Source organism: Kitasatospora sp. NPDC094028 (assembly GCF_049543595.1).
GTDB lineage: Bacteria > Actinomycetota > Actinomycetes > Streptomycetales > Streptomycetaceae > Kitasatospora.
Genome location: NZ_JBMVFA010000005.1, coordinates 101,675 through 127,616, shown reverse-complemented (window position 1 = coordinate 127,616; position 25,942 = coordinate 101,675). Strand labels below are relative to the sequence as shown.

Annotated in this window: 24 protein-coding genes; 14 read left to right on the top strand and 10 right to left on the bottom strand. The window is 75.2% G+C overall.

Annotation, left to right across the window (positions count from 1 at the left end):
* The first annotated feature begins 157 nt into the window (after nt 1-157).
* Complete coding sequence (locus tag ACPC54_RS10670; RefSeq protein WP_498963453.1) at nt 158-1,168, top strand: MHYT domain-containing protein; 1,011 nt, start codon at nt 158-160, stop codon at nt 1,166-1,168.
* Between the two features lie 85 nt (nt 1,169-1,253).
* Here ACPC54_RS10670 and ACPC54_RS10665 read toward each other — a convergent pair whose 3' ends face one another.
* Nucleotides 1,254-2,966, bottom strand: a complete 1,713-nt coding sequence (locus tag ACPC54_RS10665) for a hydrogenase maturation protein (protein ID WP_498963451.1) — start codon at nt 2,964-2,966, stop codon at nt 1,254-1,256.
* Between the two features lie 172 nt (nt 2,967-3,138).
* Nucleotides 3,139-4,062 carry a DUF4231 domain-containing protein gene (locus tag ACPC54_RS10660; RefSeq protein WP_498963449.1) on the bottom strand — a complete coding sequence of 308 codons (924 nt, stop codon included), beginning with the start codon at nt 4,060-4,062 and terminating at the stop codon, nt 3,139-3,141.
* A 132-nt stretch (nt 4,063-4,194) separates the two neighbouring features.
* On the opposite strand from ACPC54_RS10660, the gene ACPC54_RS10655 reads away from it, so the two are divergent.
* Nucleotides 4,195-4,644 carry a VOC family protein gene (locus tag ACPC54_RS10655; RefSeq protein ID WP_498963447.1) on the top strand — a complete coding sequence of 150 codons (450 nt, stop codon included), beginning with the start codon at nt 4,195-4,197 and terminating at the stop codon, nt 4,642-4,644.
* 20 nt (nt 4,645-4,664) lie between these two features.
* Here ACPC54_RS10655 and ACPC54_RS10650 read toward each other — a convergent pair whose 3' ends face one another.
* Both ACPC54_RS10650 and ACPC54_RS10645 read right to left on the bottom strand, forming a co-directional pair.
* Nucleotides 4,665-4,811 (bottom strand): hypothetical protein, encoded by a 147-nt coding sequence (locus ACPC54_RS10650; RefSeq protein ID WP_498963445.1) that lies wholly within the window; start codon nt 4,809-4,811, stop codon nt 4,665-4,667.
* A gap of 133 nt (nt 4,812-4,944) precedes the next feature.
* Complete coding sequence (locus ACPC54_RS10645; protein WP_498963443.1) at nt 4,945-6,405, bottom strand: NCS2 family permease; 1,461 nt, start codon at nt 6,403-6,405, stop codon at nt 4,945-4,947.
* Between the two features lie 190 nt (nt 6,406-6,595).
* On the opposite strand from ACPC54_RS10645, the gene ACPC54_RS10640 reads away from it, so the two are divergent.
* The 3 genes from ACPC54_RS10640 to ACPC54_RS10630 are packed head-to-tail and all read left to right on the top strand — an operon-like array spanning nt 6,596 to nt 9,672.
* Nucleotides 6,596-6,907, top strand: coding sequence for a DUF2530 domain-containing protein (locus ACPC54_RS10640; protein ID WP_498963441.1), 312 nt, complete (start codon nt 6,596-6,598; stop codon nt 6,905-6,907).
* A gap of 52 nt (nt 6,908-6,959) precedes the next feature.
* On the top strand, nt 6,960-9,431 hold the full coding sequence (locus ACPC54_RS10635; RefSeq protein WP_498963439.1) for an HAD-IC family P-type ATPase: 2,472 nt from the start codon (nt 6,960-6,962) through the stop codon (nt 9,429-9,431).
* A gap of 40 nt (nt 9,432-9,471) precedes the next feature.
* Nucleotides 9,472-9,672 carry a hypothetical protein gene (locus ACPC54_RS10630; RefSeq protein WP_498963437.1) on the top strand — a complete coding sequence of 67 codons (201 nt, stop codon included), beginning with the start codon at nt 9,472-9,474 and terminating at the stop codon, nt 9,670-9,672.
* A gap of 2 nt (nt 9,673-9,674) precedes the next feature.
* On the opposite strand, the gene ACPC54_RS10625 is transcribed toward ACPC54_RS10630, so the two are convergent.
* Nucleotides 9,675-12,971 carry a sacsin N-terminal ATP-binding-like domain-containing protein gene (locus ACPC54_RS10625; protein ID WP_498963435.1) on the bottom strand — a complete coding sequence of 1,099 codons (3,297 nt, stop codon included), beginning with the start codon at nt 12,969-12,971 and terminating at the stop codon, nt 9,675-9,677.
* Nucleotides 12,972-13,135: 164 nt separating this feature from the next.
* Nucleotides 13,136-14,017, bottom strand: coding sequence for a DUF3027 domain-containing protein (locus tag ACPC54_RS10620; protein ID WP_498963830.1), 882 nt, complete (start codon nt 14,015-14,017; stop codon nt 13,136-13,138).
* Between the two features lie 581 nt (nt 14,018-14,598).
* Between ACPC54_RS10620 and ACPC54_RS10615 the strand changes: the two genes are divergently transcribed.
* The 4 genes from ACPC54_RS10615 to ACPC54_RS10600 all read left to right on the top strand — a co-directional run bounded on the left by ACPC54_RS10615 (nt 14,599) and on the right by ACPC54_RS10600 (nt 18,195).
* Entirely contained in the window at nt 14,599-15,951 is a 1,353-nt protein-coding gene (locus ACPC54_RS10615; protein ID WP_498963829.1) for an MFS transporter, read from the top strand.
* A gap of 85 nt (nt 15,952-16,036) precedes the next feature.
* Nucleotides 16,037-16,570 carry a hypothetical protein gene (locus ACPC54_RS10610; protein WP_498963433.1) on the top strand — a complete coding sequence of 178 codons (534 nt, stop codon included), beginning with the start codon at nt 16,037-16,039 and terminating at the stop codon, nt 16,568-16,570.
* 10 nt (nt 16,571-16,580) lie between these two features.
* Nucleotides 16,581-17,342: a futalosine hydrolase gene (locus tag ACPC54_RS10605; protein WP_498963431.1), complete on the top strand. Its 762-nt coding sequence runs from the start codon at nt 16,581-16,583 to the stop codon at nt 17,340-17,342.
* A complete protein-coding gene (locus tag ACPC54_RS10600; RefSeq protein ID WP_498963429.1) occupies nt 17,335-18,195 on the top strand; it encodes a 1,4-dihydroxy-6-naphtoate synthase in 861 nt (286 codons plus the stop codon). The genes ACPC54_RS10605 and ACPC54_RS10600 overlap by 8 nt, the downstream gene beginning before the upstream one ends.
* A 22-nt stretch (nt 18,196-18,217) precedes the next feature.
* Here ACPC54_RS10600 and ACPC54_RS10595 read toward each other — a convergent pair whose 3' ends face one another.
* A complete protein-coding gene (locus tag ACPC54_RS10595; protein WP_498963427.1) occupies nt 18,218-18,601 on the bottom strand; it encodes a cold-shock protein in 384 nt (127 codons plus the stop codon).
* 484 nt (nt 18,602-19,085) lie between these two features.
* Here ACPC54_RS10595 and ACPC54_RS10590 point away from each other — a divergent pair, with 484 nt between their 5' ends.
* Nucleotides 19,086-19,316 carry a hypothetical protein gene (locus ACPC54_RS10590; protein WP_498963425.1) on the top strand — a complete coding sequence of 77 codons (231 nt, stop codon included), beginning with the start codon at nt 19,086-19,088 and terminating at the stop codon, nt 19,314-19,316.
* Between the two features lie 24 nt (nt 19,317-19,340).
* Here ACPC54_RS10590 and ACPC54_RS10585 read toward each other — a convergent pair whose 3' ends face one another.
* Complete coding sequence (locus tag ACPC54_RS10585; protein WP_498963423.1) at nt 19,341-19,973, bottom strand: HAD family hydrolase; 633 nt, start codon at nt 19,971-19,973, stop codon at nt 19,341-19,343.
* A 161-nt stretch (nt 19,974-20,134) separates the two neighbouring features.
* Between ACPC54_RS10585 and ACPC54_RS10580 the strand changes: the two genes are divergently transcribed.
* Entirely contained in the window at nt 20,135-21,130 is a 996-nt protein-coding gene (locus ACPC54_RS10580; protein ID WP_498963421.1) for an ABC transporter substrate-binding protein, read from the top strand.
* Here ACPC54_RS10580 and ACPC54_RS10575 read toward each other — a convergent pair.
* On the bottom strand, nt 21,127-21,924 hold the full coding sequence (locus ACPC54_RS10575) for a DUF6597 domain-containing transcriptional factor (RefSeq protein WP_498963419.1): 798 nt from the start codon (nt 21,922-21,924) through the stop codon (nt 21,127-21,129). The genes ACPC54_RS10580 and ACPC54_RS10575 overlap by 4 nt on opposite strands.
* Before the next feature lie 75 nt (nt 21,925-21,999).
* On the opposite strand from ACPC54_RS10575, the gene ACPC54_RS10570 reads away from it, so the two are divergent.
* Complete coding sequence (locus ACPC54_RS10570) at nt 22,000-22,587, top strand: TIGR03086 family metal-binding protein (RefSeq protein ID WP_498963418.1); 588 nt, start codon at nt 22,000-22,002, stop codon at nt 22,585-22,587.
* On the opposite strand, the gene ACPC54_RS10565 is transcribed toward ACPC54_RS10570, so the two are convergent.
* Nucleotides 22,584-24,086: an MFS transporter gene (locus ACPC54_RS10565; RefSeq protein ID WP_498963416.1), complete on the bottom strand. Its 1,503-nt coding sequence runs from the start codon at nt 24,084-24,086 to the stop codon at nt 22,584-22,586. The genes ACPC54_RS10570 and ACPC54_RS10565 overlap by 4 nt on opposite strands.
* A 206-nt stretch (nt 24,087-24,292) precedes the next feature.
* Between ACPC54_RS10565 and ACPC54_RS10560 the strand changes: the two genes are divergently transcribed.
* Both ACPC54_RS10560 and ACPC54_RS10555 read left to right on the top strand, forming a co-directional pair.
* Entirely contained in the window at nt 24,293-24,664 is a 372-nt protein-coding gene (locus ACPC54_RS10560; protein WP_498963414.1) for a YciI family protein, read from the top strand.
* Nucleotides 24,661-25,902 carry an RNA polymerase sigma factor gene (locus tag ACPC54_RS10555; protein WP_498963412.1) on the top strand — a complete coding sequence of 414 codons (1,242 nt, stop codon included), beginning with the start codon at nt 24,661-24,663 and terminating at the stop codon, nt 25,900-25,902. Before ACPC54_RS10560 ends, ACPC54_RS10555 begins: the two co-directional genes overlap by 4 nt.
* The last annotated feature ends 40 nt before the right edge of the window (nt 25,903-25,942 follow it).

Sequence of the window (25,942 nt, the reverse complement as noted above, 5' to 3'; positions counted from 1 at the left end):
GGTTGTCAGGGGCACCACACGCCAGGTCCCCCTTCGGCGGAGCCCCCTGCGTTCCCACCCCGCGCGCGCTCCGCCGTGCGGCCGGCCCGTCCGCCGGCCGCCCCCACTCCGCCCGGGCCTGGCGCCCTCCTCCCCGCATCCGTCCAGGGAGTTCCTCTTGGGTCACATCCACCATGCCGACCACGGCTGGGTGACACCGGCGGTCTCGTACTTCGTCGCCTGCCTCGGCTCCTTCGTCGCGCTGCGCAGCGCCCGCTGGGCCCTCGTCTCACAGGGCCGCACCCGGTTCGTCTGGCTGCTCTTCGCCTCGACCTCGCTGGGCGCCGGGATCTGGTCCATGCACTTCATCGCGATGCTCGGCTTCTCCGTCTCCGGCCTCGACATCAGCTACCGGCCGGGGCTGACGGTGCTCAGCCTGCTGGTCGCCGTCGCCGTGGTCGGCATCGGCCTGTTCACGGTCGGGTACTGGCGGCGCCACCCCGTCCTGTCCCTGCTGGTCGGCGGGCTCACCACCGGCCTCGGCGTCGCCGCGATGCACTACCTGGGCATGGCCGCGATGGTGCTGCCCGGCCACCTCGAGTACGACCACGCCACGGTCGGACTCTCGGTCGCCATCGCGGTGTTCGCCGCCACCGCCGCCCTCTGGGCCGCGCTGAACATCCGGGGCACGCTCGCCGTCCTGGCCGCCGCGCCGGTCATGGGCGTCGCCGTCTGCGCGATGCACTACACCGGCATGGCGGCGCTGTCCGTCCGGGTGGACCTCGCGCACCCGACCGACGGCGGCCTGATGGCCCTGCAGTTCATCTTCCCGCTCGGCGCCGGGCTGGGCTGCTACGTGTTCTTCGGCTCGCTCGCCTTCGCCGTCTCGCCGAGCCACGGCAGCGCGCAGCCGCTGCTGCTCGGCCCGGCGGCACCGCTGCCGCCGCGCGCGTCGGGCGCCTCGCGCGTGTCGGGCGCGTCCGGCGCCTCGGGGGCATCCCGTCCGGCGCACCCGGGCCGGGTCCCGGAGCCCCGCGAGGCTCCGCTGGGCGAGCAGGTCCGGCGGGCGCAGCGGGTCCAACAGGCCTGGCAGGAGCGGCAGGAGCCGGCGCCGCAGCCGCGGCCCGGTCGGGCCGCGCACCTGCCGCCGCAGCGACGGCCGGTGGGCGGTGCGGGCGCCGCCCGGTAGCACCGGGTCCACCATCGAGCGGGCGGGCGCCCCGCCGGGTCCCCCACCCCGGCCCGGGCGCCCGCCCGCTTCGGCACCTCCGGTCTCACTCGTCCGGGCCGAGCAGCCCCGTCAGGTGCTCCGGCGTGGCCACCGGGCAGACCTTGCGCACGAAGTCCCGCCGCAGCGCGTGGTACGGCTCGCCCGTCCGGTAGAAGTTGGCGTGCATCCGCCGCAGTTCCTCCTCCCGGTAGGCGGCCAGCGGCTTCTCCTCCTCGTCGGCGGCCCGGCGGCGCTTCTTGTCCACCAGCCGCCCGGTCAGCTCGGGCGAGTCGGCCAGCCGGGCGGCCTCCCGGACGGTCCAGCGGCGGAAGGCCGCCGCGTCCCCGCCGGCCGTACGGTCCACCAGGCCGATCCGGCGGGCGAGTTCGGCGCCGACCGGCAGTGCCTCGGTGGTGAGCCGCTCGGCCCGTTCGGCGCCGACCCGGCGGGGCAGGGTGTAGGTCCAGTACTCGGAGCCGTACAGGCCCATCAGCCGGTAGTGCGGGTTGAGCACCGCCGACTCGCGGCACCACACCTCGTCGGCGGCGAGCGCCAGCATCAGGCCGCCGGCCGCCGCGTTGCCGGCCAGGGCGGCGACGGTGAGCTTGTCGTCGGTGGTCAGGATCGCCTCGACCAGGTCGTCCATCGCGTTGATGTTCTCCCAGGACTCCAGTGCCGGGAAGGACGCGCCCTCGATGACGTTGAGGTGGATCCCGTTGGAGAAGAAGTCCCGGGGCGCGCCGAGCACCAGCACCGAGGTCGGCCGGTCCGCCGCCTCCCGGTAGGCGGTGAGCAGCCGGCGGCACTGCTCGGTGCTCATCGCCCCGCCCGCGTAGGCGAATTCGAGGTACCCGACGTCGCCCTCCTCGTGGTAGCGCAGCTCCGACCAGGTGTCCCGGCGGGCGGCGGCGGACGGGCTCACCGGCACCTCGCGGACCCGGTGCAGTTCGTCGGCGAGCACCGTCGCGGCGGGCAGTTTGAAGGTGGCGGGCCCGCCGGGGGTGCGGCGCGGGCGCAGCTGCGGGATCCACACCGCGCCGTCCACGGTGGCGCGGCAGATCGCGCCGTCCCGGGTGGCGAGCACGGCGCCGGGCACAGGGCCGCGCAACTCGTCCTCGGGGTGGCCGCCGTGCAGGAAGAACTCGCGTCCGTACAGCTCGTCGAGGACGCCGGGCTGGGAGTCGGCGGCGCGCAGCTTGCGCAGCACGGTGGCGGTGTCGTCCGCCGCCCAGTCGATCCGGCGGCTGTCCTGGCGGAGGAACGGCCGCAGCTCGCCGTGCACGTCCGGGCGGTCGTAGTCGAGCGGTTCGGGGGTGAACAGCCCGCCCTGGTAGCGCCGGACGGCCAGCAGGACGGCCTCGACGGCGGCGTCGGCGACGGCGCCCCGGTACAGCTCGCTCTTGCCGCAGGCCGGGACGGCGAACTCGACGGACGCCCAGATGTCGCCGGCGTCCATCTCGGCGACGGCCTGCAGCACGGTGACGCCCCAGCGCTCCGCGCCCTCGGTGATCGCCCAGTCGAGCGAGGAGGGCCCGCGGTCGCCCTTCGGGCCGGGGTGCACGATCAGGACGGTCCGGCCGGACCAGATGTCCTCCGGGACGGCCTTGGTCAGCATCGGGCAGATGATCAGCTCGGGATCGAGCCGGTCCACCGCCGCTCTCATCTGCTCGTCGCCGAGTGCGAGCTGGACGGCGACCTGGTGGCCGCGTCCGCGCAGCTCGGTGTGGACGCGCTGGGTCAGGCTGTTGAACGCGCTGGCGATCAGGAGAATGCGCAAGGGGGGCCTCCGGGCAGGGACTTCGGGTCGCGCCCGGGCGATGAAACCACGGCATGGACACGTAATGATTACGTTCCGCGGCTCCCCGTCCGACCCTCACGCACCCCGCACACGTGTGCGCCCACAGTGACCCCGCTTCGCGCTATCTCCCCAGCCCTTCCACCGAGTCGGCCTAGCGCGGGAACGCCCGGCGGGCCCGCCAGGTGGTGTGCTCGCGCGAGACGGCGTCCTCCGCCTCGGCGGCGAGCCGGGCCCAGCGGGCCTCCGCGTCCGGCGCCCGGAGGTCCAGGTCGGAGAGCTGGTTGCCGACGTTCTCCAGCTCCCGCGCGGCCAGCTGGTAGGCGGCCGCCAGCGGGCCGAGCTGCTTGAGCTGCGTCCAGGCGATGATCGCCGCGGCCGCGGCCGAGCTGGCGCCGAAGATGTGCACCTGCAGGGCGCCGGTGGCCTGCGCGACGGCGGCCGCCGCACCGACGATGATCAGCACCGCGATGCCCAGCCCCCAGGAGACCGCCTGCGAGTCGCAGGCTTCCGCCCGGGAGCGGTACCAGGTGCGCTGCCCCTCGACCCGGGTGCGCAGGTAGAGGGTGCGCCGGGCGGCCAGGTCGCCCGCCCGCTGGCGGCGCATCTCCGGGGTGATCTCGGCGACCGCGCCGGGCGGCACGATCTCCGGGTCCTCGAAGGCCCGCAGCACGTCCTCGACCTGCAGCAGGTAGCCGTTGTCCACGTCCGCCGACTCGCCCTCGCCGTCGAACGGCCGGGCCCGGACGGTGTACTTCCACGCCAGCGTCTTCACCGACTCGGCCGCCGCCCGCGCCTGGTACCAGCGCCCCTGCGGGTTGCCGCGGCGCAGCCGGGACCAGAAGTAGCCGGCGACCAGGAACGCGGCCACCGAGAACAGCGGCGTGATGTCACTGTCGCCCTTGTGGTCCGGGCCGGGCAGCGAGCCGATCAGTGCGGCGAGCACCAGCATCGCGATGAGTCCGCGGTACCAGCGCAGCGTCTCGCGCTGCCCGTCCAACGAGGCCCTGTCCGCGCGCCAGAACAGTTCCGGCAGCAGCTGCGCCTCGACTCCCCCGGGCGGATCCTGTCGCACCATCGATCGAGTCCCCTCCCCCATCCTCCGCCCAGGCAGTATGCCCACCGCCAACTGCCCTACACGGTCGCCTTTTTGACATCCCGCATCCGGCGGTGATTGCTCCGGTCACCGGTAACCGGTAGAAACGGTTACATGCCGCTGCACTGGAAGCTCGTCATCGACTGCGCCGACCCGCACCGCCAGGCCGCCTTCTGGGGCGCCGCCCTCGACTACACCGTCGAGGACCACAGCGCCCTGATCACCCGCCTGCTCGCCGCCGGCGCGGTCTCCGAGGACGCCCTGACCGAGGTCGACGGCCACCCCGCCTGGCGCACCCTCGCCGCCGTCCGCCACCCGGAGGACCCGCACGACCCGGCCTCCGACACCGGCCTCGGCCGCCGCCTCCTCTTCCAGGCCGTCCCCGAGCCCAAGCTGGGCAAGAACCGCCTCCACCTGGACGTCCACCCCGGCCCCGGCGAGCGCGCGGCCACCGTCGCCCGCCTCGAAGCCCTCGGCGCCACCGCCCTGCGGCACGTCGAGGAGCCCGGCGGCGCCTGGGTGGTCATGCAGGATCCGGAGGGCAACGAGTTCTGCGTCCACTGATCCGCCCCGGCCGGGCGGGTTCACCGGGCCACGACGCGGTCCACCCCGATGGTCGTGGTCGTGGGATACACGTCGAGGGGCACGTCGGGAGCCGTCTCGGCGAAGGTGTTCACCAGGGACTCGGCGAGCAGGATGCACTCCCGCCGCCGGCGGCCCTGCCCCTTCATCCCTACCGGACCGCCCCCGCGCCGACCTCCCGGACTACGCCACCGGAACGCCGCCCGAGCCGAACCACCCACGGCAAACGTCCGGGCCCTCCCCGCGTGATGCGAGGAGGGCCCGGTACGACCGCGCGTGGGGTCAGAGCAGGCCGAAGGCCGGCATCAGGTAGTAGAAGGCGAACACCGACGCCACCACGTAGAGCGGGACGGGGACGGTGCGGCCGCGGCCGGCGGCGAGGCGCAGGACGCAGAACGCGATGAATCCGAAGCCGATGCCGTTGGTGATGCTGTAGGTGAACGGCATCATCACGATGGTCAGGAAGGCCGGGATCGCGATCGTGTGGTCGGCCCAGTCGATCTCCTTGATGGAGTTCGCGAGGATCAGGAAGCCGACCGTGACCAGGGCCGGGGTGGCGGCCTGGGCGGGGACCATGGTGGCCAGCGGGGTGAGGAACAGCGCCACCACGAAGAGCAGGCCGGTGACGATCGAGGCGAAGCCGGTGCGGGCGCCCTCGCCGACGCCGGCGGTGGACTCGACGAAGCAGGTGTTGGCGGACGCGGAGGTGGCGCCGCCGGCGGCGGTGGCGATGCCGTCGACCATGAGGATCTTGTTGATGCCGGGCAGGTCGCCCTTCTCGTCCAGCAGGTGCGCCTCGTCGGCGACGCCGAGGATGGTGCCCATCGCGTCGAAGAAGCAGGACATCAGGACGGTGAAGACGAACAGCACGCCGGTCAGCACGCCGACCTTCTCGAAGCCGCCGAACAGGCTGACCTTGCCGACCAGCCCGAAGTCCGGGGCGGCGACCGGGTTGCCGGGCCAGGCCGGGACGGTGAGGCCCCACTTGAGCGCGGGGACGTCGGCGAACTTGTCGATCACCACGGCGATGCCGGTGGAGACGGCGATGCTGATCAGGATCGCGCCGGGCACCTTGCGGATCACCAGGACCAGGGTGAGCAGCAGGCCGACCACGAAGACCAGCACCGGCCAGCCGAGCAGGTGACCGTTGCCGCCGAGCTGCAGCGGGACGGCGGTGTGGGCGGCGTCCGGGATCCGGCTGACGAAGCCGGAGTCGACCAGGCCGACCAGGCTGATGAACAGGCCGATGCCGATCGCGATGGCCTTGCGCAGGCCGAGCGGCACGGCGTTCATGACCCGCTCGCGCAGGCCGGTGGCGACCAGCAGCATGATCGCGAAGCCGGCGAGCACGACCATGCCCATGGCGTCGGGCCAGGTCATCCTGGGCGCGAGCTGGAGCGCCACGATGGTGTTGACGCCGAGGCCGGCGGCCAGGCCGATCGGGACGTTGCCGATCACGCCCATCAGCAGGGTGGTGAGGCCCGCGGTGAGGGCGGTGGCGGTGACCAACTGGGCGCTGTCGAGGTGGGCCCCGGTCATGTCCGTGGCGCTGGCCAGGATGATCGGGTTCAGCACCAGGATGTACGCCATGGTGAAGAAGGTGGCGACACCGCCGCGGATCTCGCGCGGCAGGGTGGAGCCGCGCTCGCTGATCCGGAAGAAGCGGTCCAGCGCGCCGCCGGTGGGCTCGGGCGCGGTGTCGGCGGGTTCGGGCGACTCGGTGGTCGGCTGGACCACAGGCATGCGTGTGTCCTCTGTGGGGGAGCTGAGGAGAGGGGGTTCCGCCCGGGGCGACGGCGGCCGGGGCGTGGACCTTTAAGTATGGTTTCCCGATCGCACACACGCTATCTTCGCGCGTAGAGCCAACGCGTGGCGCCAACGCGGGCCCGGGACGGCTGCTGCGGAGCCACCACCGCACCGTACGCTAGGCCCCATGCCCAAGACGCCGCTGCACCCCTCGCCCCCTCCGCTGGAGGCCAACGACGTCGCCATCGTCGGCGGCGGCACGGTGCTGTGGTTCGTCGCCTTCCTGGCGCTGGTCCCCTTCCAGGGCACGCTCTCCGACCACGGCCACGGCACCTGGCCGTGGATCTGCCTCTCCGGCGGACTGCTCGGCCTGATCGGCCTCTGGTACTGCCGCGCCCGCCGCGCCGCCATCGCCCGGGACCGCGCCGCCGAGGCCGCCCGGCAGCGGACGGACGACGCGAACGGCACGGGCGGAGCCCCGGCCACCCAGTCGGACTGAATAGTCCTTTAGTAGCACGCACCGGACATGGGGCGCCCGTAGAGTCGGTGCCATGACGCAGCCTGCGCACCCCGGGGAAGAACAGCCCGCAGCAGACGGCACGGGGCCCGACCGCGGAAGACCGGACGGCGCCCACCCGCTCGGCCTGCTGCCCGGCCGGCGGGGTGGCCTGACCGCCGCCGAGGTCGCCCAGCGGGTCGCGAACGGGCAGGTCAACGACGTTCCGGTGCGGTCCAGCCGCTCCACCCGGGAAATCGTCCGGGCCAACGTCTTCACCCGCTTCAACGCGATCATCGGCATCATGTTCGGGATCATCCTGGTCGTCGGACCGATCCAGGACGGCCTGTTCGGTCTGGTCATCGTCGCCAACACCGCGATCGGCATCATCCAGGAACTGCGCGCCAAGAAGACCCTCGACAGCCTGGCCCTGATCGGCGAGGCCCGCCCCCAGGTGCGCCGCGACGGCACCGTCCAGCAGGTCGCCGTCTCCGAGATCGTGCTCGACGACACCGTGCTGCTCGGCATCGGCGACAAGGTGATCGTGGACGGCCTGATCAGCGAGGCGGACGGCCTGGAGATCGACGAGTCGCTGCTCACCGGCGAGCCCGACCCCGTCCTCAAGCACCCCGGCGACCAGGTGATGTCCGGCAGCTTCGTGGTGGCCGGCGCGGGCGCGTTCACCGCCACCAAGGTCGGCCGCGAGGCCTACGCGGCGCAGCTGGCCGAGGAGGCCAGCAAGTTCACCCTGGTGAAGTCGGAGCTGCGCAGCGGCATCGACAGCATCCTGCGGTTCATCACCTACCTGCTGATCCCCACCGCCCTCGGCCTGATCATCAGCCAGCTGGCCGTCGAGGGCCGCGACTGGCGCGAGGCGGTGCGGCGCATGGTGGCCGGCATCGTCCCGATGGTGCCCGAGGGCCTGGTGCTGCTGACCTCGGTCGCCTTCGCGATCGGCGTGATCCGGCTGGGCCGCAAGCAGTGCCTGGTGCAGGAGCTGCCGGCGATCGAGGGCCTGGCCCGGGTGGACACCGTCTGCCTGGACAAGACCGGCACCCTCACCGAGGGCGGCATGGACGTGATCGACCTGCGGGTGATCGCCGACGGCGGGCCCGCACCGGTCGACAAGGACACCATCAAGCACGCGCTCGGCGTGATGGCCGGCGCCGACGCCCGCCCCAACCCGTCCATGCGGGCCGTGATCGACAAGTACGGGCGCGGCGACGACCCGTCCGGCGGCAACGGCTGGCGGGTCATCGAGGCGATGCCGTTCTCCTCCGCCCGCAAGTGGAGCGGCGTGCAGCTGCTGGAGCCGCAGGGCGGCGAGGCCAGCTGGCTGCTCGGCGCCCCGGACGTGCTGCTGCCCGCCGGGCACCCGGCGCTCGCCGAGGTGGACGAGCTGGGCGCGCAGGGCCTGCGGGTGCTGCTGCTCGGCCGCGCGCCCGTCCCGCTGGACTCCCCCGACCCGGCGGCCGACCTCGTCCCGCTGGCTCTGGTGGTGCTGCAGCAGCGGCTGCGCGCGGACGCCGCCGACACCCTGCGCTACTTCGAGGGGCAGCGCGTCCGGGCGAAGGTGATCTCCGGCGACGCGGCGGTCTCGGTCGGCGCGGTGGCCGCCCACCTGGGCCTGCCCGGCGCCGAGCACCCGCTGGACGCCCGCACCCTGCCCGCGGACCCGGAGGCGCTGGCCGACACCGCCGACCGCACCAGCGTGTTCGGCCGGGTCACCCCGCAGCAGAAGCGGCAGCTGGTCGGGGCGCTGCAGTCGCGCGGCCACACCGTGGCGATGACCGGCGACGGCGTCAACGACGTGCTCGCGCTCAAGGATGCCGACATCGGCGTGGCGATGGGCACCGGCTCGGACGCCACCAAGGCCGTCGCCCAGATCGTGCTGCTCAACGACTCCTTCGCGACCCTGCCCTCGGTGGTCGCCGAGGGCCGCCGGGTGATCGGCAACATCGAGCGGGTCGCCTCGCTGTTCCTGGTCAAGACGGTCTACTCGGTGCTGCTGGCGCTGCTGGTGATCTTCACCCACTCGCCGTACCCGTTCCTGCCCCGGCACTCCACCGTGCTGTCCACGCTCACCATCGGCGTGCCGGCCTTCTTCCTGGCCCTCGCCCCCAACAACGAGCGGGCCCGCACCGGCTTCGTGAAGCGGGTGCTGCGGCTGGCCGTCCCGGGCGGCGCGATCGCCGGCACCGGCACCTTCGTCGCCTACGCGCTGGCCCGCGCCGACCACGTGACCGACCTCAAGGCCGACACCAGCGTGGCCACCCTGACGCTGTTCCTGATCGCCATCTGGGTGCTCGCCATCGTCGCCCGCCCGTACACCTGGTGGCGGCTGCTGCTGATCGGCGCGATGGGCGGCGCCTTCTCGCTGGTGCTGCTGGTCCCGGCGTTCTCCGACTTCTTCCAGCTGCGCCTGGTGGGCTATCGCGACCCGTGGATCGGGGTCGCCATCGCGCTGGTCTGCGGCGCGGCGCTGGAGATCGTCTGGGCCGTCATGAAGCGCCGCGGCCTGGAGTGAGCCCGCGCCGAACTAGCATGCCCCCGAGAGGGGGTGCCGGATGGCACGCAGGGGCGGGGAGTTGGAGGCGTTCATCGCCTTCGTCGGCGGAGTGCTGGCGGCCGGACTGGCGGGGCTCGCGATGGCGGGCGTCGGCGTGCCGGTCAGGCCGCTGAAGGCCGCGGTGGCGGTGACGCTCGGCGCCGTCTGGCTGACCGTCACCACCACCGTCTACCTGCGGCTCAAACCGCGGACGGACTGAGCTCAGCCCTCGAAGTCCCGGGCCGCGGACAGCTCGTACGCGCGGTCCGGCTCGCTGAGCGCGGCCAGCACCTCGAACCGCCGGTGCCACTGCCCGACCGACCAGGCGAGCCCGGCCGCCAGGCCCTCCGGGGTCGCGGCGTGCAGCAGCCCGGGCACCGGCGGGACCTCGAACTCGTCGTCCTCGTCGCCGGCTTCGGCCAGCTCCGGGTCGTACGGCGGCTCGGGCGCCGCCGCCTCCCGGTCCCACCGCCAGTCGACGGCCGCCTCGGCGCCGTCCGGCCCGACGACCAGCAGCTCCTCGTGCTCCTCGTACGCGACCGGGCAGCCGGGCAGCAGCTCCCGCACCACCGCGGGGACCCGGTGCAGCACGCCCTCGGAGAGCACCCGGCCGCCGGCCACCTCGCTGGCCAGCGACACGTGCAGCCGCTCGGCGAGGTCCGCGGCGAGCGCCGGCGCGACGGGCAGCAGCGGGTAGGGGTGCAGGAGTTGGACCAGGTCCGGGGCGTCCGCGACGACCGCCTCGGTGGCGTCCACCACCACGGTGTGGGCCGGGCGGCGCCCAGTGGCCGGGTCCAGCGGCGGCAGCGCCCGCACCACGTCCAGCGCTTCGATCCGCTCCACCTCGACCCGGGCCAACGCGCTGTGGATACCGTGCAGTTGGCGGTGGCCGACCTCGGCCTCCGGGTCGGTCATCCGGTCCAGCACCTCGTCCGGCCCGTGCGGCTCGGCGAGCAGCGCGGCCAGCGTGGTGCGCACCCCGAGGGCGTGCAGGAACTGCTCGTCCAGGGTGGTGCGCGCCTCGTCGTACAGCCCGCGCAGCAGCGGGTCGGCGCCGGCGGCGCGCAGCCCGGCGGGCTCGCGGCCGTCCAGCACCGGGTGGTCGCGCAGCCACCAGGCGGTGTACGGCGGCAGGTCGGCGTAGGTGCCGTCCGGCAGCAGGGTGCGGACGGGGCTGACCACGGCGTCCCGGTACGGCGGGCGGGCGAGCGCGGCCAGCGCCTCGGGCCAGGCGTCGTCGTCCACCAGGTCGAGGTCGCGGACGGCCAGCAGCTCGGCGGCGACCGGCGGCACGCCGACCGCCTGGTCCGCGTTCAGCGCCTCCAGCGCGTCCTCGGCCCATTCGGCGAGGCCGTCCGGCGCCTCGTCGAGCAGCCCGGTGGGGTGCCCGCCGGCGGCGCGGTCGGCCGGGGCGGTGGGGTCGAGCCGCTCCAGGTCGTCCGGGTCGAGCACCACGTCCTCGGCGCGGACCAGGACGAAGTCGGTCGGCACGCCGACCGCGGCCAGCACCTCGGGGCCCCAGCGCTCCAGCAGGTCGTCGTCCACCCAGCCGGCGTCCTCCTCGCGCGCGATCGCGGCGAACGGGCTGCCGGGCAGCAGGAGTTCACCCGCGCGGGCGGGCTCGCCCTCGTCGTCGAGCAGCGCCAGCCGGGCCAGCCAGGGGTGCTCGCCCGGCCCGGGGGCGGCGGCCCTGACCAGCGCCAGGACGGCGTCGGCGAGTTCGAGCGCGGCGTCCAGGTCGTCCTCGGCCAGCTCGAAGGAGCGGGCGACGGCGGCCCGCACCTCGGGGGTGTCCAGCACCCCGGCGGGGGTCGCGGTGCCCGCGCCGAGCTTGGCCAGCAGCGGGTGCGCGGCCTCGGGGTGGGCCAGACGCAGGTCGAGCGCGGCGAGCGCGTCGGCCAGCGATTCGGGGTAGCCGGGGAAGGCCGCCCAGTCGGCGTCCTCGGAGGGCAGCAGGACGCGGCGCGGCCCGGTGACCGTCCGCCCGTCCGCGAGTGGCACCGGCAGCGCGCCCAGCGCCTCCGGATCGGCCCCGCCGAGCGCCGCGTACAGGTTGCGCCACCAGCCCGGGTCGCGGTCCAGGCCGCCGAGCTGGTCGACCACCTCGGCCAGCGGCACCCGGCGCACGTTCAGCACCCGCAGCTCGGTGCGGCGCTCCAGGCCGGCCGGCAGCAGCCCGGGGAAGATCGGCGCCAGCGCCTCGACCACCGACCCGTCCGCGCCCTCCAGCAGCGTCGCGTCCCGGGGCCGCAGCGCGGGCGTGCCCTCCTCGACGGGCGCCGGGTGCGGCAGGAACGGCGTGCCGGGCAGCCGGGACAGGACGGCCGCGCGCAGCGCGTTGTCCAGCGCGCCCTGCCCGAGCGGGCCGGGGACGAGGCCGAGCGAGCCCAGGTCGGCGCCGCGGGCCCGCAGCAGGTCGGCGTAGCCGTCCGCGGCGCGCTCGGTGAGGAAGTCGGTGAGCGGGCCGGGGGCGACGTGCCGGCGGGTGGGGTCCAGCGGGTAGGAGGCGATCAGCAGCGCGGGCAGGCCGATCGGCTCGTCGCTGGGGGTGGGCGCGTGCAGCACCGGCGCGATCCCGGGCCGCTGCGGGGTGCCGTCCTCGGCCACCGGCACCGCCCAGGTGACGGTCCAGTACGGGCGGCTGCGCTCCTCGGTGGGCCGGTCGGCGAGCAGCGCGGCGTCCAGGGTGCCGGAGGCGCCGGCGGTCTGCCACCGGGTGCGGCGCGGCCGCCCGTCCGCGTCGTCGGTGACGGTGACCTCGGTGACACCGTCCGGGCGGGTCTCGGCGGCGGCGCGGGTGAGCGTCCGGACGCCCTCCGGGGTCTCCACCACGACCTCGGCCAGGCCGGGCAGGGTGAGCAGCAGCGCGTCGTCGATCCCGGCCAGCAGCCGGCGGGTCAGGTCCTCGGCGGCGGCGTCCCGCAGCGGCAGCACCACCACGGTGTCGTAGCCGGTGGGGGCCTCGCCCTCGGCCCCGAACGGCAGCCGCAGCAGCGGCACGTGGCCGTCCCGGCGGCGCAGCTCGTCGGCCAGCGCGGGCTGCTCCTCGGCCAGCGAGCGGGCCTCCGCCAGCGACCAGCGCACCCCGCCGGCGGCGCCGAGCACGGCCGGCTCGTCGGTGACGGCGAGGACGGCGGCGAAGCCGACGCCGAACCGGCCCACGCTGGGCGCCTCGCCGCGCTTGGAGGAGGCGCGCAGGGTGGACAGCGACTCGACGGCGGCCGCGTCCAGCGGGGCGCCGGTGTTGGCGGCGGCCAGCACGCCGTCCGCGAGGGTGAGCCGCAGCCGCCCGGGGCCGTGCCCGGCGCGCAGCGCGGCGTCGGCCGCGTTCTGTGCCAACTCGACCACCAGGCGGTCGCGGTAGCCGCCGAGCGCCAGCTCCTCCTCGGCGTTGGCGTCCTCCCGGAACCGGGCCGGCGAGGCGGCCCAGGCGTCCAGCACCCGCCGGCGCAGCCCGGCGCACCCGAAGGGGTCCGCGAGGTGCTCGTCCGTGCCGCTGCCGATGATCCGAGGTTCCACTGGACCTGCCGCCTTCCGCCGCCCTGTACGTCGTAGGGGCATTCTTCCCTGCCCCACTGACTGCTCCGGACCACGGCCCCGCCGGGGCGCCGCCGCCCGTCCTCCTCCGGCAACGCCGAGGCCCGCCCTGCGGGGTCGGCGGGGCGGGCCTCGGGGACGCGGCGTCAGGAGTGGCCGAGCTCCTCGGCGGGTGCGTCCGGCTCGACCGAGCCGGAGGCGCGGTCCGGGTGCAGTTGCAGCGGCTCGACGACCAGCTCGTCGAGGATCAGCTCGGCCGGCGCCGGCGGGGCCGGGATCACGGCCGCCTCGGAGTGCCCGCCGCAGCCGTACGCGAAGGAGACGATCTGCCCGTCCGCCGGGCCGAACTCGTTGCCGCACACGCCGAAGGCCTGCCCGAGCGAGCCGCCGATCGGGATCAGGAAGCCGCAGCTGGCGCACGCCGCGGGCGCGGCCTGCGCCATCGGGGACTGCGGGCCGTGCGCCTTCTCCCAGCGGTCGGCGGCCAGGTGCAAGCCGAGCCGGGAGAGCACCCGGCTGCGGCCCATGCCGAGTTCCTCGGCGACGGCGTTGATCTGGGCACGGGCCGGGGCGGGCTGCACGTGCGGGTCGCTGACGACCACGTCCTCGTCGGCCACCAGCGCGACCGCGGAGTTCGGCGCCGGCTCGTCCTCGCCGCTCCAGCCGGGCTCCAGCCGCTCGTCGTCGGCACCGGTGGGCAGCAGGTCGCCGGGGCCCATGTCGCCGGGGCGCAGCCGCTCGCTCCACGGCACCCACTGGGGGGCGAGGACGGCGTCGGCGCCGGGCAGCAGCACGACCTCGTCCAGCGTGACGTTCTTGGCGCGCGGGGCGCGCGCGACGGTGACCGCCCAGTGCCAGCCGCGGTAGGCGGCGTCCAGGCACTCGAAGGTGTGGGTGACGACGCGGTCGGCGTCCGCCTGGACCCCGAGGTGCGGCCCGACGGCCTCCGCCCCGACTGCCTCCTCGGCTGACTGGCGGGCGAGTTCGACGGCCTCGGCACAGAGCCGGTCGGGGGTACGGCTTCGCATCGCAGCACTCACGGCGTCGATTCTCTCCCAGTTCTTCTGTCGCCCACGGCGTGTTTGCCTGTTCCGTCGCGGCTCGGTGGTCCCTGGTCCATTCTGCGCGACCGTGGCCCGCCGCGGTACCGGCCGCGCCGCTCGTCCGGGCCGGTCGGCGCCCCGGCACCGGGGTGGGACCTTGGGCAGGCTACCCGGCGGTCGGCGCCCTGGCACAGTCCGGGGCGTGCGGGCGGCCCGGCGGGGCCGCGCCGAGCGCCGCGCAATCCCGCGTCACCACGGTGAATCTGGGGCAGGATGGGCTTGTGACGGACGAGAAACCGTCGCAGCACGCACTGCGCGCCCCGCAGGCCGGCAGCCCCGACGACGCGGACGCCGTGCCGCGACGGCAGACCCCGGTCCTCGCTGCGGGCGAACCGCAGCCGGAGGGCGGCCCCGGGGCGCCCGGCACCCCGGTGAGTCTGGTCAAGCACCCGCGGCCGGCCGCGCGGCCGCCCGTCGCGGAGTCCCCGACCGGGGAGCGGCCCGACCAGGACGCGCTGGACGCGGACGGGCTCGACGAGGACGCCCCCGAGCCCCGGCGCCACTTCCTGATCCGCACCGCCTCCGCCGCCGGCGCCCGCACCGGCAAGGTGGTGCACGGCACCGGCCGCCGGATCCGCCGCGCCACCTCCGCCGAGGGCGCCGGCGAGTCGGGCCTGGCGAAGCTGATCGAACTGCACGCGCTGAACTCCTTCGGCGACATGCTGATCACCATCGCGCTGGCCTCGACCATCTTCTTCTCGGTGCCCACCGGCGAGGCCCGCGGCCGGGTCGCCCTCTACCTGCTGATCACGATGGCCCCGTTCGCCCTCCTCGCCCCGGTGATCGGCCCCCTGCTGGACCGGCTGCCGCACGGCCGCCGGGCCGCCATGGCGATGGCGATGCTCGCCCGCGCCGTCCTGGCCTGGACGATGGCCGGGGTGATCACCGGCGGCGGCCTCGCGCTCTACCCGGAGGCGCTGGGCGTGCTGGTCGCGTCCAAGGCGTACGGGGTGGTGCGCAGCGTGGTGGTGCCGCGGCTGCTGCCGAGCCGGCTGTCCCTGGTCAAGGCGAACTCCCGGGTCACCCTGGCCGGGCTGCTGGCCACCGGCGTGGCCGCCGGGGTGGGCGGGCTGCTGCACCTGATCGGGCCCGGCTGGCCGCTGCGCGGCGCCTTCCTGGTGTTCGTGGTCGGCACCCTGATGGCCTTCCACCTGCCGCACGAGGTCGACTCGGCGAAGGGCGAGCAGCGGGCCGTCCTGCACGCCGAGGTGCACGGCGAGGGCTCCCACCTCCTCCCCCACCGGACCCCGCCGGTCAAGGCCTCGCTGCGCACCGTCGGCCCGTCCGTGGTGCTGGCGCTGCGGGCCATGTCGGCGATGAAGTGGCTGGTCGGCTTCCTGGTGATGTTCCTGGCGTTCCTGCTGCGCACCGACCCGATCGGCGGCCTGCGGCCGACCCTGGCGCTGGGCCTGGTGGCCCTGGCCGCGGGCACCGGCAACGCGCTGGGCTCGGTGCTGGGCTCCTGGCTGCGCACCCGGGGCCCGGAGGCGACGGTCACCGCGATGCTGCTGCTGGCCACCTGCGTGACGGCGGCGGCCGCGCTCTGGTACGGCGTGGTGACGGTGGTGCTGGTGGCGGGCGTGTCCGGGATGGCGGCCTCGCTGGGAAAGCTGGCGCTGGACGCGCTGATCCAGCGGGACGTCCCGGAGGCGGTGCGCACCTCGGCGTTCGCCCGCTCGGAGACGCTGATGCAGCTGTCCTGGGTGGCGGGCGGTGCGGTCGGCATCCTGCTGCCGCTGAACGGCGTGCTGGGGCTGTCGGTGGCCGCCGGGGTGGTCGCCCTGGTGCTGCTGTGGACGGCCCGCACCCTGCTGCGGGTGGGCCTGCGGCGGCGTCAGGCCGCACCCCGGGTGGCCTGACCGGCGGGGCGGACGGCCCGACCGGCAACACGCGGTGGCCGACCCCCGCGTAGCGTGATCGCCCCGGCCCGGTAGATTCTGACCCATGAGCCTCAATCCCCGTGTCATCGCCGCCCTCGGCGCCGTCGTCGTGGTCGGCGCCGGCACGGTCGGCGGGTCCATCGCCTACGCCTCCAACCAGACGGAGATCAGCGACCACCGCGTCACCCTGACGGTCGGCCGCTCCTCCACGGCCCACGACCCGTTCTGCTACAACGACGGGCAGCCGCTGTCCGACGCCGACCAGGAGAAGTGCCTGGCGGACGCGAACAAGGCGGCCGACGCCAACACCCTGCCGGGCTCCGACTTCAAGCTGAGCGACCGCATCGGCATCGGCGTCTCCCCGCAGGTGGCGGACAAGGGCTGGATGGCCATCAGCAACGGCAGCGGGGGCACCGGCAGCCGGCAGTTCCTGCTCGCGGCCTACAACAAGACCTCGACCTTCTCCGGCCTGGTCCCGGCGGGCAACCTGCTGAACACCAACGGGCAGCCGAGCGTCATCACGGTGTTCGAGGGCGACAAGGGCATGAAGAACCCGACCGCCATCTGGTACTTCCAGCTGAACGCCAAGGACAACTGACCGTCCCGCGATGACCGTGCCCAGCGTCGCACCGCACGAGCGGTCGGGCCCCGTACCGGCCCGGCTGCTCGTCGTCGTCGCGGTCCCGGCCGAGGCCGAGGCCGTCCTGCGCGGCCTGCCCGGCCCCGCCGGGGCGCTGCCGCTGCCCGGCGGCGGGCTGTGGCGCTGCCCGGCGGCCCCCGTGGACGTGCTGGCGGCCGGGGTCGGCCCGGCGGCCGCCGCGGCCGGTGCCTCGGCCGCGCTGGCGGCGCACCGCTACGCCCTGGTCGTCTCGGCCGGGATCGCCGGCGGCTTCGCCCCGCACGCCCCGGTCGGCGCCACCGTGCTGGCCGACGCGATCGTGGCCGCCGACCTCGGCGCCGAGACCGCGGAGGGCTTCGCCGACGTCGCCGAGCTGGGCTTCGGCACCACCCGGCACACCCCGCCCCCGGCCGTCCTCGCGGCGGCCGTCGAGGCGCTGGGCCCGACCCGGTCGCCGGCCACCGTGGTCGGCCCGGTGCTGACCGTCTCCACCGTCACCGGCAGCGCCGAGCGGGCCGCCGCGCTGGCCGCCCGCCACCCGGGCGCCGCGGCCGAGGCCATGGAGGGCTTCGGCGTGGCCGAGGCCGCCGCCCGGCACGGCGTGCCCGCCCTGGAACTGCGGACGGTGTCCAACCCCGTGGGCCCGCGCGACCGGGCCGCCTGGCGGATCGGCGAGGCCCTGGCCGCCCTGGAGCGGGCCTTCGCCGCGCTGCCCGTCCCCGCACTCATCGAGGAGGCCGGCCGTGGCTGAACGGCTGAGCATCGCGTACTCGCCCTGCCCGAACGACACCTTCGTGTTCCACGCCTGGGCGCACGGCCTGGTGCCCGGGGCGGACGCCCCCGAGGTGACCTTCGCCGACATCGACGTCACCAACGGCCTGGCCGAGCGCGGCGAACTCGACGTGCTGAAGATCAGCTACGGCGCGCTGCCGTGGGTCCTCGACGAGTACACCCTGCTGCCCTGCGGCGGCGCGCTCGGGCGCGGCTGCGGCCCGCTGGTGCTCACCCTGCCGGGCGTCGACTCCCCCGAGGCGCTGGCCGGGAAGACCGTCGCCGTCCCCTCCGAGCGCTCCACCGCCTACCTGCTGTTCCGGCTCTGGGCCGCGAAGGCGGTGCCGGGCGGCTTCGGGGAGATCGTCGTCCTGCCGTTCCACGAGATCATGCCCGCCGTCCGGGACGGCCGGGTGGACGCCGGTCTGGTCATCCACGAGGCCCGCTTCACGTACCGGCAGTACGGGCTGCACAGCCTCGCCGACATGGGCGAGGCCTGGGAGCGGGAGACCGGCCACCCGATCCCGCTCGGCGCGATCGTCGCCCGGCGCTCGCTCGGCGCCGAGCGGCTGCACGCCCTCGCCGAGGCCGTCCGGGCGTCCGTCCGGCAGGCGTGGGCGGACCCGTCCGCCAGCCGGGAGTACGTGCTGGCGCACGCCCAGGAGATGGACCCGGACGTCGCCGAGCAGCACATCGGGCTGTACGTCACCGAGTTCACCGAGGACCTCGGCGAGGAGGGCTACGAGGCCGTCCGCGCGCTGCTCACCCGGGCCGCGGCCGAGGGGCTGGTGCCCCCGCTCGACCCGGGTGCGCTGGCGTTCCGGCCGTCCTGACCGGCCCCGGTCCGCGGACCGCTCACACGTCGAACTGGTCGGCCACCGCGCGCAGCAGGCCGGCCAGCTTCTGACCCGTCGCCTTGGCCGGGTAGCGGCCGTGCTGGAGGCCCGGCAGCACCGCGTCCAGCGTGGTGATCAGGTCCTGGACGATCGGCGCCATGTCGTCGGCGCTGCGGCGCTGGGCGGCGGCCACCGAGGGCATCGCCTCCAGCAGCTGCACGGCCATCGCCTGGTCCCCGCGGTGGCCGGCGACCACGCCGAACTCGACCCGCTGGCCCGGCTTCAGCGACGTGATGCCGGCGGGCAGCGCCTTGGTGTGCACGAAGACGTCGCCGCCGTCGTCGCGCGACAGGAAGCCGAAGCCCTTCGTCTCGTTGAACCACTTGACCTGGCCGGTGGGCATCTCGAACAGTCCTCGAATGGGTGTGAGGGATTCCCGGCCCGGGCCGGGGATCACGGGGTGAACGGGGTGATGGGAAAACTGCGGTCGACCTCGACTCGGCGCCCGCGGGCGCTCACGGCCGGCACGCTGCCGGAAGCAGACTAACGGTCCGTCACGGCCTCATCCGCGTACCGCGAGGGATCGGCGGTCCGGGATCCGCTCGGGGCGGTGCGGACGCGGGGATCTCGCGCACACGGGCGACCCGGCACTGGCACGGCCGGGGCGCGACTCTGCGCTGTCCATCGGCTCACACCCCCGGATCAGAGGACACGGGGCGCACCAGTCGCACCCCTCGGCACCCCGTGCATACCCCCGCCCAGCAGGGATCAAAACGCATCGCTGCCGGGAAACTGCGCAACGTGACCGGACCGCTCCGGTGGGCCGGGCCCGGCGGCCGCTCTGCGAGACTGGTGCCAGCACAGCCCACCCCGAGGAGCGAGCAGTCGTGAGCAGCCAGAGCGCCGACCCCGGCGACGCGTACGTCAAGGCCGGGACGATCGTCTTCGGCGTCGGCGCACTCGTCACGCTGGCCACCTTCGTGCCGCTGTTCCTGCACCTGACGCCGCTGCCGACCGCCGCGTACTGGCTCAGCATGCTGATGCCGGCGGGCTTCCTGTCCGCGCTCGTCGGGCTGTTCCTGAACGCCCGGGCCCAGCGCCGCCGGGTGCGGCCGTAAGGTCCCGCCGGTCCGAGGGCCCGCTCAGCCCGCGAGGTGCCCGGCGAGCCAGGCCGGGAACGCGGTGAGGTCGGCCAGCACCACGTCGGCGCCCGCCGCGCGCAGCTCGTCCGCCCCGTACGGGCCGGTGGCCACCGCCACGGCGAGGGCGTCCGCGTGCTTGGCGCCCCGGATGTCGCCGAGGTGGTCGCCGACGTAGACGCTCGCGCCGAACTCGCGCAGCACCTCGCCCTTGGTCTCCGCCCACAGGTCCCCGACCACCGCGTCCGCCGTCAGCCCGGCGAGCTCCAGGTGGAGGAGGGCGTTCGGCTCGTACTTGCCGGTGACGACCGCGACCCGGCCGCCGTGGGCGCGCACCGCCTCGACGGCGGCGTGCGCGCCGGGCAGGGCCACGGTCGGGGCGAACGCGTGGTCGCGGTAGAGCGTGCGGTAGCGGTCGGCGATCTCGTCCAGGTGCTCGGCCGGGAACCAGTTGCGCAGTTCGTCCAGCAGCGGCGGGCCGAGCCGGGTGACCACCAGGTCGGCGTCGATGAAGGCGCCGGTCTCGGCGGCGAGCGCCAGGTAGGTGGCGTGGATACCGGGCCGGGTGTCCAGCAGCGTCATGTCGAGGTCGAAGCCGACGGTGAGCGGGGCGGTCGCGGACGAGGTCTCGGGCATGCCGCCAGGCTATCCAACCGGGCGGTTCGCGACGGCGGGGACTCCGGCCCGGTGGGCACCCGGGCCGTCCCGGGCGCCGGATCGGACACTTACCGGAAATTCACCCACCAATCCGGACATAATCGACGCACCCGAAGCCCCGGCCGCCCGAGGACCCGCCGATGCACCGCACCGCCCGCCGCCACCAGCTCACCCGTCGCGCCCTGCTCGCCGGCCTCGGCGCGGCCGCCCTGGCCGGGTGCACCGAGCGGCACCCGGCCGCGCCGACCACGGACGGCCTGGAGACGGGGGCGTCGCCCTCCCCCGCCCCGCTCCCCCAGGTCACCGTGACCGCCGCGACCGGCCCGGTCCTGGTCCCGGGCGCGCCGATGCGGGTGGTCGTGCTGGACAGCGACGCCCTGGACTCGGCGCTGACCCTCGGCATCACGCCGGTCGGCGCCGCGCTCCCGGCCGGGGACACCGGCTTCCCGGACTACTGGCCGGCCTCCCGGGTGGCCGGCATCCGCCTGGTCGGCCCGGCCGGCGCCCCCGACCTGGCCGCCGTCCGGGCACTGCGGCCGGACCTGCTGCTCTCCAACCAGGCCCGCGACGGCGACCGGTACGAGCAGCTGCGGGAGGTCGCCCCAACCGTGCTCAGCCAGACCACCGGGGCGCCATGGAAGGCGAACTTCCAGCTGCACGCCCAGGCGTTGAGCCGGGAGGCGGCCGCGGCGGCCTTCGTCGCCGCGTACCAGAAGCACGCGGGCCAGGTGGCGCAGGCACTGTCGGCGGCGAAGCTGTCGGGGCGGAAGGTGAGCCTGGTGCGGTTCACGGCGGGCGGCGGCGTCCGGATGTACGGGCGGCAGAGCTTCCCGGGAGTCGTGCTCGCGGACGCGGGGGTGGCGCGGCCGGACGCGCAGAACACCGACCAGTCGGACGTCGAACTGCCGCTGGACCAACTCGCGCGCGCGGACGGTGATCTGCTGCTCTACGCCACGTACGGTGACCCGGCCGCGGCGGGCACCCAGGCAGCGCTGGCCAGCCCCGGCTGGCAGGCGCTGGGGGCGGTCAAGGCGCACCGGGCGTTCCCGGTGGACGACCAGCTGTGGTTCCAGGGCATGGGGTACACAGCCGCCAACTTCATGCTGGACGAGCTGCAGCGGTTCCTCGGCGCCTAGGCCGTCGCCCGGTGCGAACTCGCGTAGCGGGCCGGGGAGATGCCGACCGCGGCGGTGAAATCGCGGGTGAGGTGGGCCTGATCGGCATACCCGAGCTCGGCGGCGAGCGCGGCCAGGTCCAACTCGTCGCCACCATCCGCCCGTTGGGCGGCCTCGTGCAGTCGGGCGCGGCGCAGCACCCACTTCGGGGAGGCCCCGACGTACTCGGCGAAGAGGCGCTGGAGGCGGCGGACGGCCAGGCCCGACTCCCGGGCCAGTTCGTCGACCCGGCGCAGGTCCGGCGAGCGGGTGATCCGCTCGACCAGGGCGGCGACCTGCGCGGCGACCGGGTCGGGGGCGGGCAGCCGGGGGCGGAGGAAGGCGTCGACCAGCCCGGCGTCCGGTTCGCCGTCGATCAACTCCTCGTTGAGCCGGTCGACTTCGGCCCCGAAGTAGTCGGCGGCGGGGACGGACCGGTCGGCGAGGTCGCTCACCGGGTGCCCGGCGAGGCGGCGGAACGCGCCGGGGCCGAACCGGACGCCCAGCACCTGCCCGGCACCCTCCAGCCGGCGGACGAACAGCGAGCGGTCCACCCCGTACACCCGGGCCCGGGGTGCCTCGAAGACCAGGTGGACGTTGGGGTGGGAGAGCACCTTCTGCTCGTACGGGGCATGGCCGTTCAGGTCCCAGCGCACCAGCCAGTGGTACTCGACGAACCGCGCGACCACCGGGTCGGGGGCGATCCGGTCCACGGTGATCAGCTCGGCGGCGCGGGCGGGGTGGAGCACGCCGCGGCCGAGGTCGGGTGAGTCCATGGCGGCCAGGTTAGGCCCCGGGTGTGTCGCGTTTCTTCAAGACCGGGCGGCGCCGGCCCGCGCAGGATCGGGGGCATGACCGTTCACCCGTTGCACCCCTTGCTCGCCCGCGCCGCCGCCGTCGCCGCCGAGGTCGCCGCCGCCGTCCCGGCCGGGCAGCCGCTGGACGCGCCGACGCCCTGCGCGGAGTTCGACACCCGGGCGCTGATCAACCACTGGGTGCTGTACACCTCGCACGGCCTGGAGCACCGGGCCCGGCGCGTCGAGCTGCCCGCGGAGCTGGCCGCCCGCGACTTCGCCTCCGACGCCGACTGGCGCGCAGCGTACGCGGCGCAGCTGGAGCGGGCCGTCGCCGCCTGGGAGGCGCCGGCCGCCTGGGAGGGCGACATCGACCTCGGCGGGTCGCCGACGCCAGCGGTGGAGCTCGCCCGGATGCTGGTCCTGGAGCTGGTGCTGCACGCCTGGGACGTCGCCCTGGCGACCGGCGGCCGGATCACGGTCGACGACGAACTCGCCGGGCTGGCCCGGGAGATCACCGAGCAGAACGCCGAGCTGTACCGCCAGTACGCGGGCTTCGCCGCGGCGGTGACGCTGCCGGAGGACGCCTCCGCGTGGGAGCACGCCCTCGCCGCCTCCGGCCGCGACCCGCACTGGAAGGCCTAGACGGTTTCGGGGGCCCGGACGGCTTCGGGAGCCGTGGCCGTCCGGGCCCCCGGCCGCAGGGCGAGGACGAGCACGGCCAGCCCCGCGAAGATCACCGCCGCGACGGCGCCGGTGACGTGCAGGCTCGCGGTGAACGCCGCCCGCGCGCCGCGCAGCAGCTCCGCGCCCCGGCCGGCGGGCAGGTGCTCGGCGGCGGCGATCGCGCCGGCCAGCGAGTCGGAGCCGCCGCCCGCCCGGTCCCGGTAGACCACCGCGGCGAGCACGCCGAGCAGCGCGAACCCGAGCGAGCCGCCGAAGTAGTTGCCGGTCTCCGACATCGACGCGGCCGAGCCGGCCCGCTCGGGCGGTACGGACCCCATGACCAGCCCGGTGCCCAGCGCGAACAGCGGCCCGGTGCCCAGCGCCAGGACGGCGATGCCGGTCATCACCAGCGGCAGCGAGCCCGGCCCGTCGACGCCGACCAGCAGCAGCGCGCCGAGCGCCGACACCGCCAGTCCGCCCGCGATCGCGGTGGTCCCCTGCACCCGCCGGGCGAGCAGCGGCGCCGTCATCGTGCCGACCGCGACGCCCAGGCCCATCGGGGCGAACAGCAGCGCCGAGACGAGCGGGGAGTGGCCCAGCACGCCCTGCAGGTACTGGGTCACCAGCAGGCCCGTCCCGGCCATCGCGACGCCCGCGAGGACCAGCCCGACCAGCACCGCCGCGAACGGCCGGCTGCGCAGCAGGCGCAGGTCCAGCAGCGGGGTCTCCAGGCGCAGTTGCCGCCGGACGAAGACGGCGCCGAGCGCCGCCCCGAGGACCAGCGCCACCGCCGGGACGACCGGGTCGCCCGACGTGCCCCGCACGGCCAGCTGCTTGATGCCGTAGATCACCGGCAGCACCGCCGCGAGCGACAGGGCGACACTGGCCGGGTCGAGCCGGCCGGCCCGGTCGCCGCGGAACTCCGGCAGCACGAACGGCCCGGCGAGCAGCAGCACGGCCATCGGCGGGACGGCGGCCAGGAAGACCGACCCCCACCAGAAGTGCTGCAGCAGCAGCCCCGCCAGCACGGGCCCGGCCGCGCCGCCCGCGAACTGGCAGGTGGCCCACAGCGCGATGGCCCGGCCGCGCTCGCGGTCGTCGCGGAACAGGTTGGTGATCAGCGCGAGGGTGGACGGGGCGAGGGTCGCACCGGCGACGCCCAACAGCGCCCGGACAACGATCAGCATCAGCGGGCCGGTCGCGAAGGCGGCGACGACGGACAGCGCGGCGAACGCGGCCGCGCCGCCCAGCAGCAGCCGGCGGCGGCCGATCCGGTCGCCGAGCGTGCCCATGGTGATGACCAGCCCGGCCACCATCAGCCCGTAGCCGTCGCTGATCCACAGCTGCTGGACGTCGCCGGCCCCCAGGTCGGCGCTCAGCCGGGGCAGCGCGAGGAGCAGTGCCGTGGTGTCCATCGCGACGATCAGGGTCGGCAGCATGAGGACGGCCAGTCCCAGCCGTGCCCGGGTGACTCGCATCTCGGGAACTCCGTGTTCTCTCGGGTCGTGGAGCGTTCGGACCGGGGTCGGAGCGGCCGGGCGCTTCTTGACACCGGCGCGGGCGGGGGCGGCCGCAGGAGATTCCGTGCGAGATTTCCGCCGAGGGACGTCAAGAAGGCGGCGGCCGCTCCGACCACCCGTCGAAGGGGCCCCGCCGGGGCCCGCCCACCCGAGGGAGTCATGCGATGAAGTTCCTGATCAGCCTGCACATCAACCCGGCCGTGCTGGACGCGCTGACCGACGAGGAGAAGGCCGCGATCGGCGCCGGCCACGGCGCGTTCATCGAGGACCTGAAGGCCTCCGGGGAGCTGATCACCACGCAGGCGCTGGTCGACCCCTCGCAGGCCGCCGTGGTGACCGTCCGCGGTGGCCAGCCGGTCGTCACCGACGGCCCGTTCCTGGAGGCCAAGGAGTTCCTCGGCGGCTTCTACCTGGTCGACTGCGAGAACCGGGAGCGCGCGATCGAGCTGGCCGCCCGCATCCCGGACGCCGCGATCGAGGGCCTGGGTGTCGAGGTGCGGCAGGTGATGTTCTCCGACGGACACTTGGAGGCATGACAGCACCCGACCACGAGGGCCTGCTGCGCCAGCTCGCGCCGCAGGTCCTCGGCACGCTGGTCCGCCGCTACGGGCAGTTCGAGGGCTGCGAGGACGCCGTGCAGGAGGCCGTCCTCGCGGCGGCCGTGCAGTGGCCGCGGGAGGGCGTGCCGGGCAATCCGCGCGGCTGGCTGGTGACGGTCGCCGCCCGGCGGTACGTCGACCAGCTGCGCAGCGACCACGCGCGGCGCGAGCGCGAGGCGGCGACGGCCGCCTCCGAGGTGGTGCCCGAAGGCGTGCCGGACACCGACGACACGCTGCTGCTGCTCTTCCTGTGCTGCCACCCGACGCTGACCGCCGCCTCGCAGACGGCGCTCACCCTGCGGGCGGTCGGCGGCCTGACCACGGCCGAGATCGCCCGCGCGTTCCTGGTGCCGGAGGCGACCATGGCGGCCCGGATCAGCCGGGCCAAGCAGCGCATCCGGGCCGCCGGAAGCACCTTCGCGCCGCCGGCGGATGCGGAGCGGGAGGAGCGGCTGCGGGTCGTCCTGCAGGTGCTCTACCTGATCTTCAACGAGGGCTACACGGCCTCCTCCGGCGCCGACCTCACCCGCCCCGACCTCGCGCGCGAGGCGATCCGGCTGACCCGGATGGTGCACGCCCAGCTGCCCGGGGACGGCGAGGTCTCCGGGCTGCTCGCGCTGATGCTGCTCACCCACGCCCGCCGGGACGCCCGGACGACGGCCGCCGGGGACCTGGTGCCGCTGGCCGAGCAGGACCGTACGCGCTGGGACGGCGCCATGATCGAGGAGGGGGCGGGGCTGGTGAAGGCGGCGCTGGCGGGCCCGGCGCTCGGCCCGTACCAGCTGCAGGCCGCGATCGCCGCGACGCACGCCGACGCCGCCAGGGCCGAGGACACCGACTGGCGGCAGGTGCACGCGCTCTACCTGATCCTGGAGCGCATCGCGCCCAACCCGGTGGTCACCCTCAACCGGGCCATCGCCCTGGCCGAAGTCGAGGGCCCGGAAGCCGGGTTGGCCGTACTGGCGACCCTGGACGGCGACGCGCGGATGGCCGGGCACCACCGGCTGCTCGCCGTCCGGGCGCACCTGCTGGAGCGGACCGGCGACGCGGCGGGCGCGTACGAGCACTACCGGCGCGCGGCGAAGGCCACGGCCGGTCTCGCCGAGCGGCGGTACCTGGAGGCCCGGGCGGGGCGGGTTCGGCCCGTCTCACCGGAGGCGGAGCAGCCTCGCTGAGTTCATGAGTGCGTTCACGAGCGCGTTCATGAACGCACTC

What these genes read in the sequence shown, in the direction of transcription:
- ACPC54_RS10660 (WP_498963449.1), bottom strand. Translation starts at nt 4,062, where the DNA reads ATGGTGCGACAGGATCCGCCCGGGGGAGTCGAGGCGCAGCTGCTGCCG.
- ACPC54_RS10655 (WP_498963447.1), top strand. Translation starts at nt 4,195, where the DNA reads ATGCCGCTGCACTGGAAGCTCGTCATCGACTGCGCCGACCCGCACCGC.
- ACPC54_RS10650 (WP_498963445.1), bottom strand. Translation starts at nt 4,811, where the DNA reads ATGAAGGGGCAGGGCCGCCGGCGGCGGGAGTGCATCCTGCTCGCCGAG.
- ACPC54_RS10645 (WP_498963443.1), bottom strand. Translation starts at nt 6,405, where the DNA reads ATGCCTGTGGTCCAGCCGACCACCGAGTCGCCCGAACCCGCCGACACC.
- ACPC54_RS10640 (WP_498963441.1), top strand. Translation starts at nt 6,596, where the DNA reads ATGCCCAAGACGCCGCTGCACCCCTCGCCCCCTCCGCTGGAGGCCAAC.
- ACPC54_RS10635 (WP_498963439.1), top strand. Translation starts at nt 6,960, where the DNA reads ATGACGCAGCCTGCGCACCCCGGGGAAGAACAGCCCGCAGCAGACGGC.
- ACPC54_RS10630 (WP_498963437.1), top strand. Translation starts at nt 9,472, where the DNA reads ATGGCACGCAGGGGCGGGGAGTTGGAGGCGTTCATCGCCTTCGTCGGC.
- ACPC54_RS10620 (WP_498963830.1), bottom strand. Translation starts at nt 14,017, where the DNA reads ATGCGAAGCCGTACCCCCGACCGGCTCTGTGCCGAGGCCGTCGAACTC.
- ACPC54_RS10610 (WP_498963433.1), top strand. Translation starts at nt 16,037, where the DNA reads ATGAGCCTCAATCCCCGTGTCATCGCCGCCCTCGGCGCCGTCGTCGTG.
- ACPC54_RS10605 (WP_498963431.1), top strand. Translation starts at nt 16,581, where the DNA reads ATGACCGTGCCCAGCGTCGCACCGCACGAGCGGTCGGGCCCCGTACCG.
- ACPC54_RS10595 (WP_498963427.1), bottom strand. Translation starts at nt 18,601, where the DNA reads ATGCCCACCGGCCAGGTCAAGTGGTTCAACGAGACGAAGGGCTTCGGC.
- ACPC54_RS10585 (WP_498963423.1), bottom strand. Translation starts at nt 19,973, where the DNA reads ATGCCCGAGACCTCGTCCGCGACCGCCCCGCTCACCGTCGGCTTCGAC.
- ACPC54_RS10580 (WP_498963421.1), top strand. Translation starts at nt 20,135, where the DNA reads ATGCACCGCACCGCCCGCCGCCACCAGCTCACCCGTCGCGCCCTGCTC.
- ACPC54_RS10575 (WP_498963419.1), bottom strand. Translation starts at nt 21,924, where the DNA reads ATGGACTCACCCGACCTCGGCCGCGGCGTGCTCCACCCCGCCCGCGCC.
- ACPC54_RS10570 (WP_498963418.1), top strand. Translation starts at nt 22,000, where the DNA reads ATGACCGTTCACCCGTTGCACCCCTTGCTCGCCCGCGCCGCCGCCGTC.
- ACPC54_RS10565 (WP_498963416.1), bottom strand. Translation starts at nt 24,086, where the DNA reads ATGCGAGTCACCCGGGCACGGCTGGGACTGGCCGTCCTCATGCTGCCG.
- ACPC54_RS10560 (WP_498963414.1), top strand. Translation starts at nt 24,293, where the DNA reads ATGAAGTTCCTGATCAGCCTGCACATCAACCCGGCCGTGCTGGACGCG.
- ACPC54_RS10555 (WP_498963412.1), top strand. Translation starts at nt 24,661, where the DNA reads ATGACAGCACCCGACCACGAGGGCCTGCTGCGCCAGCTCGCGCCGCAG.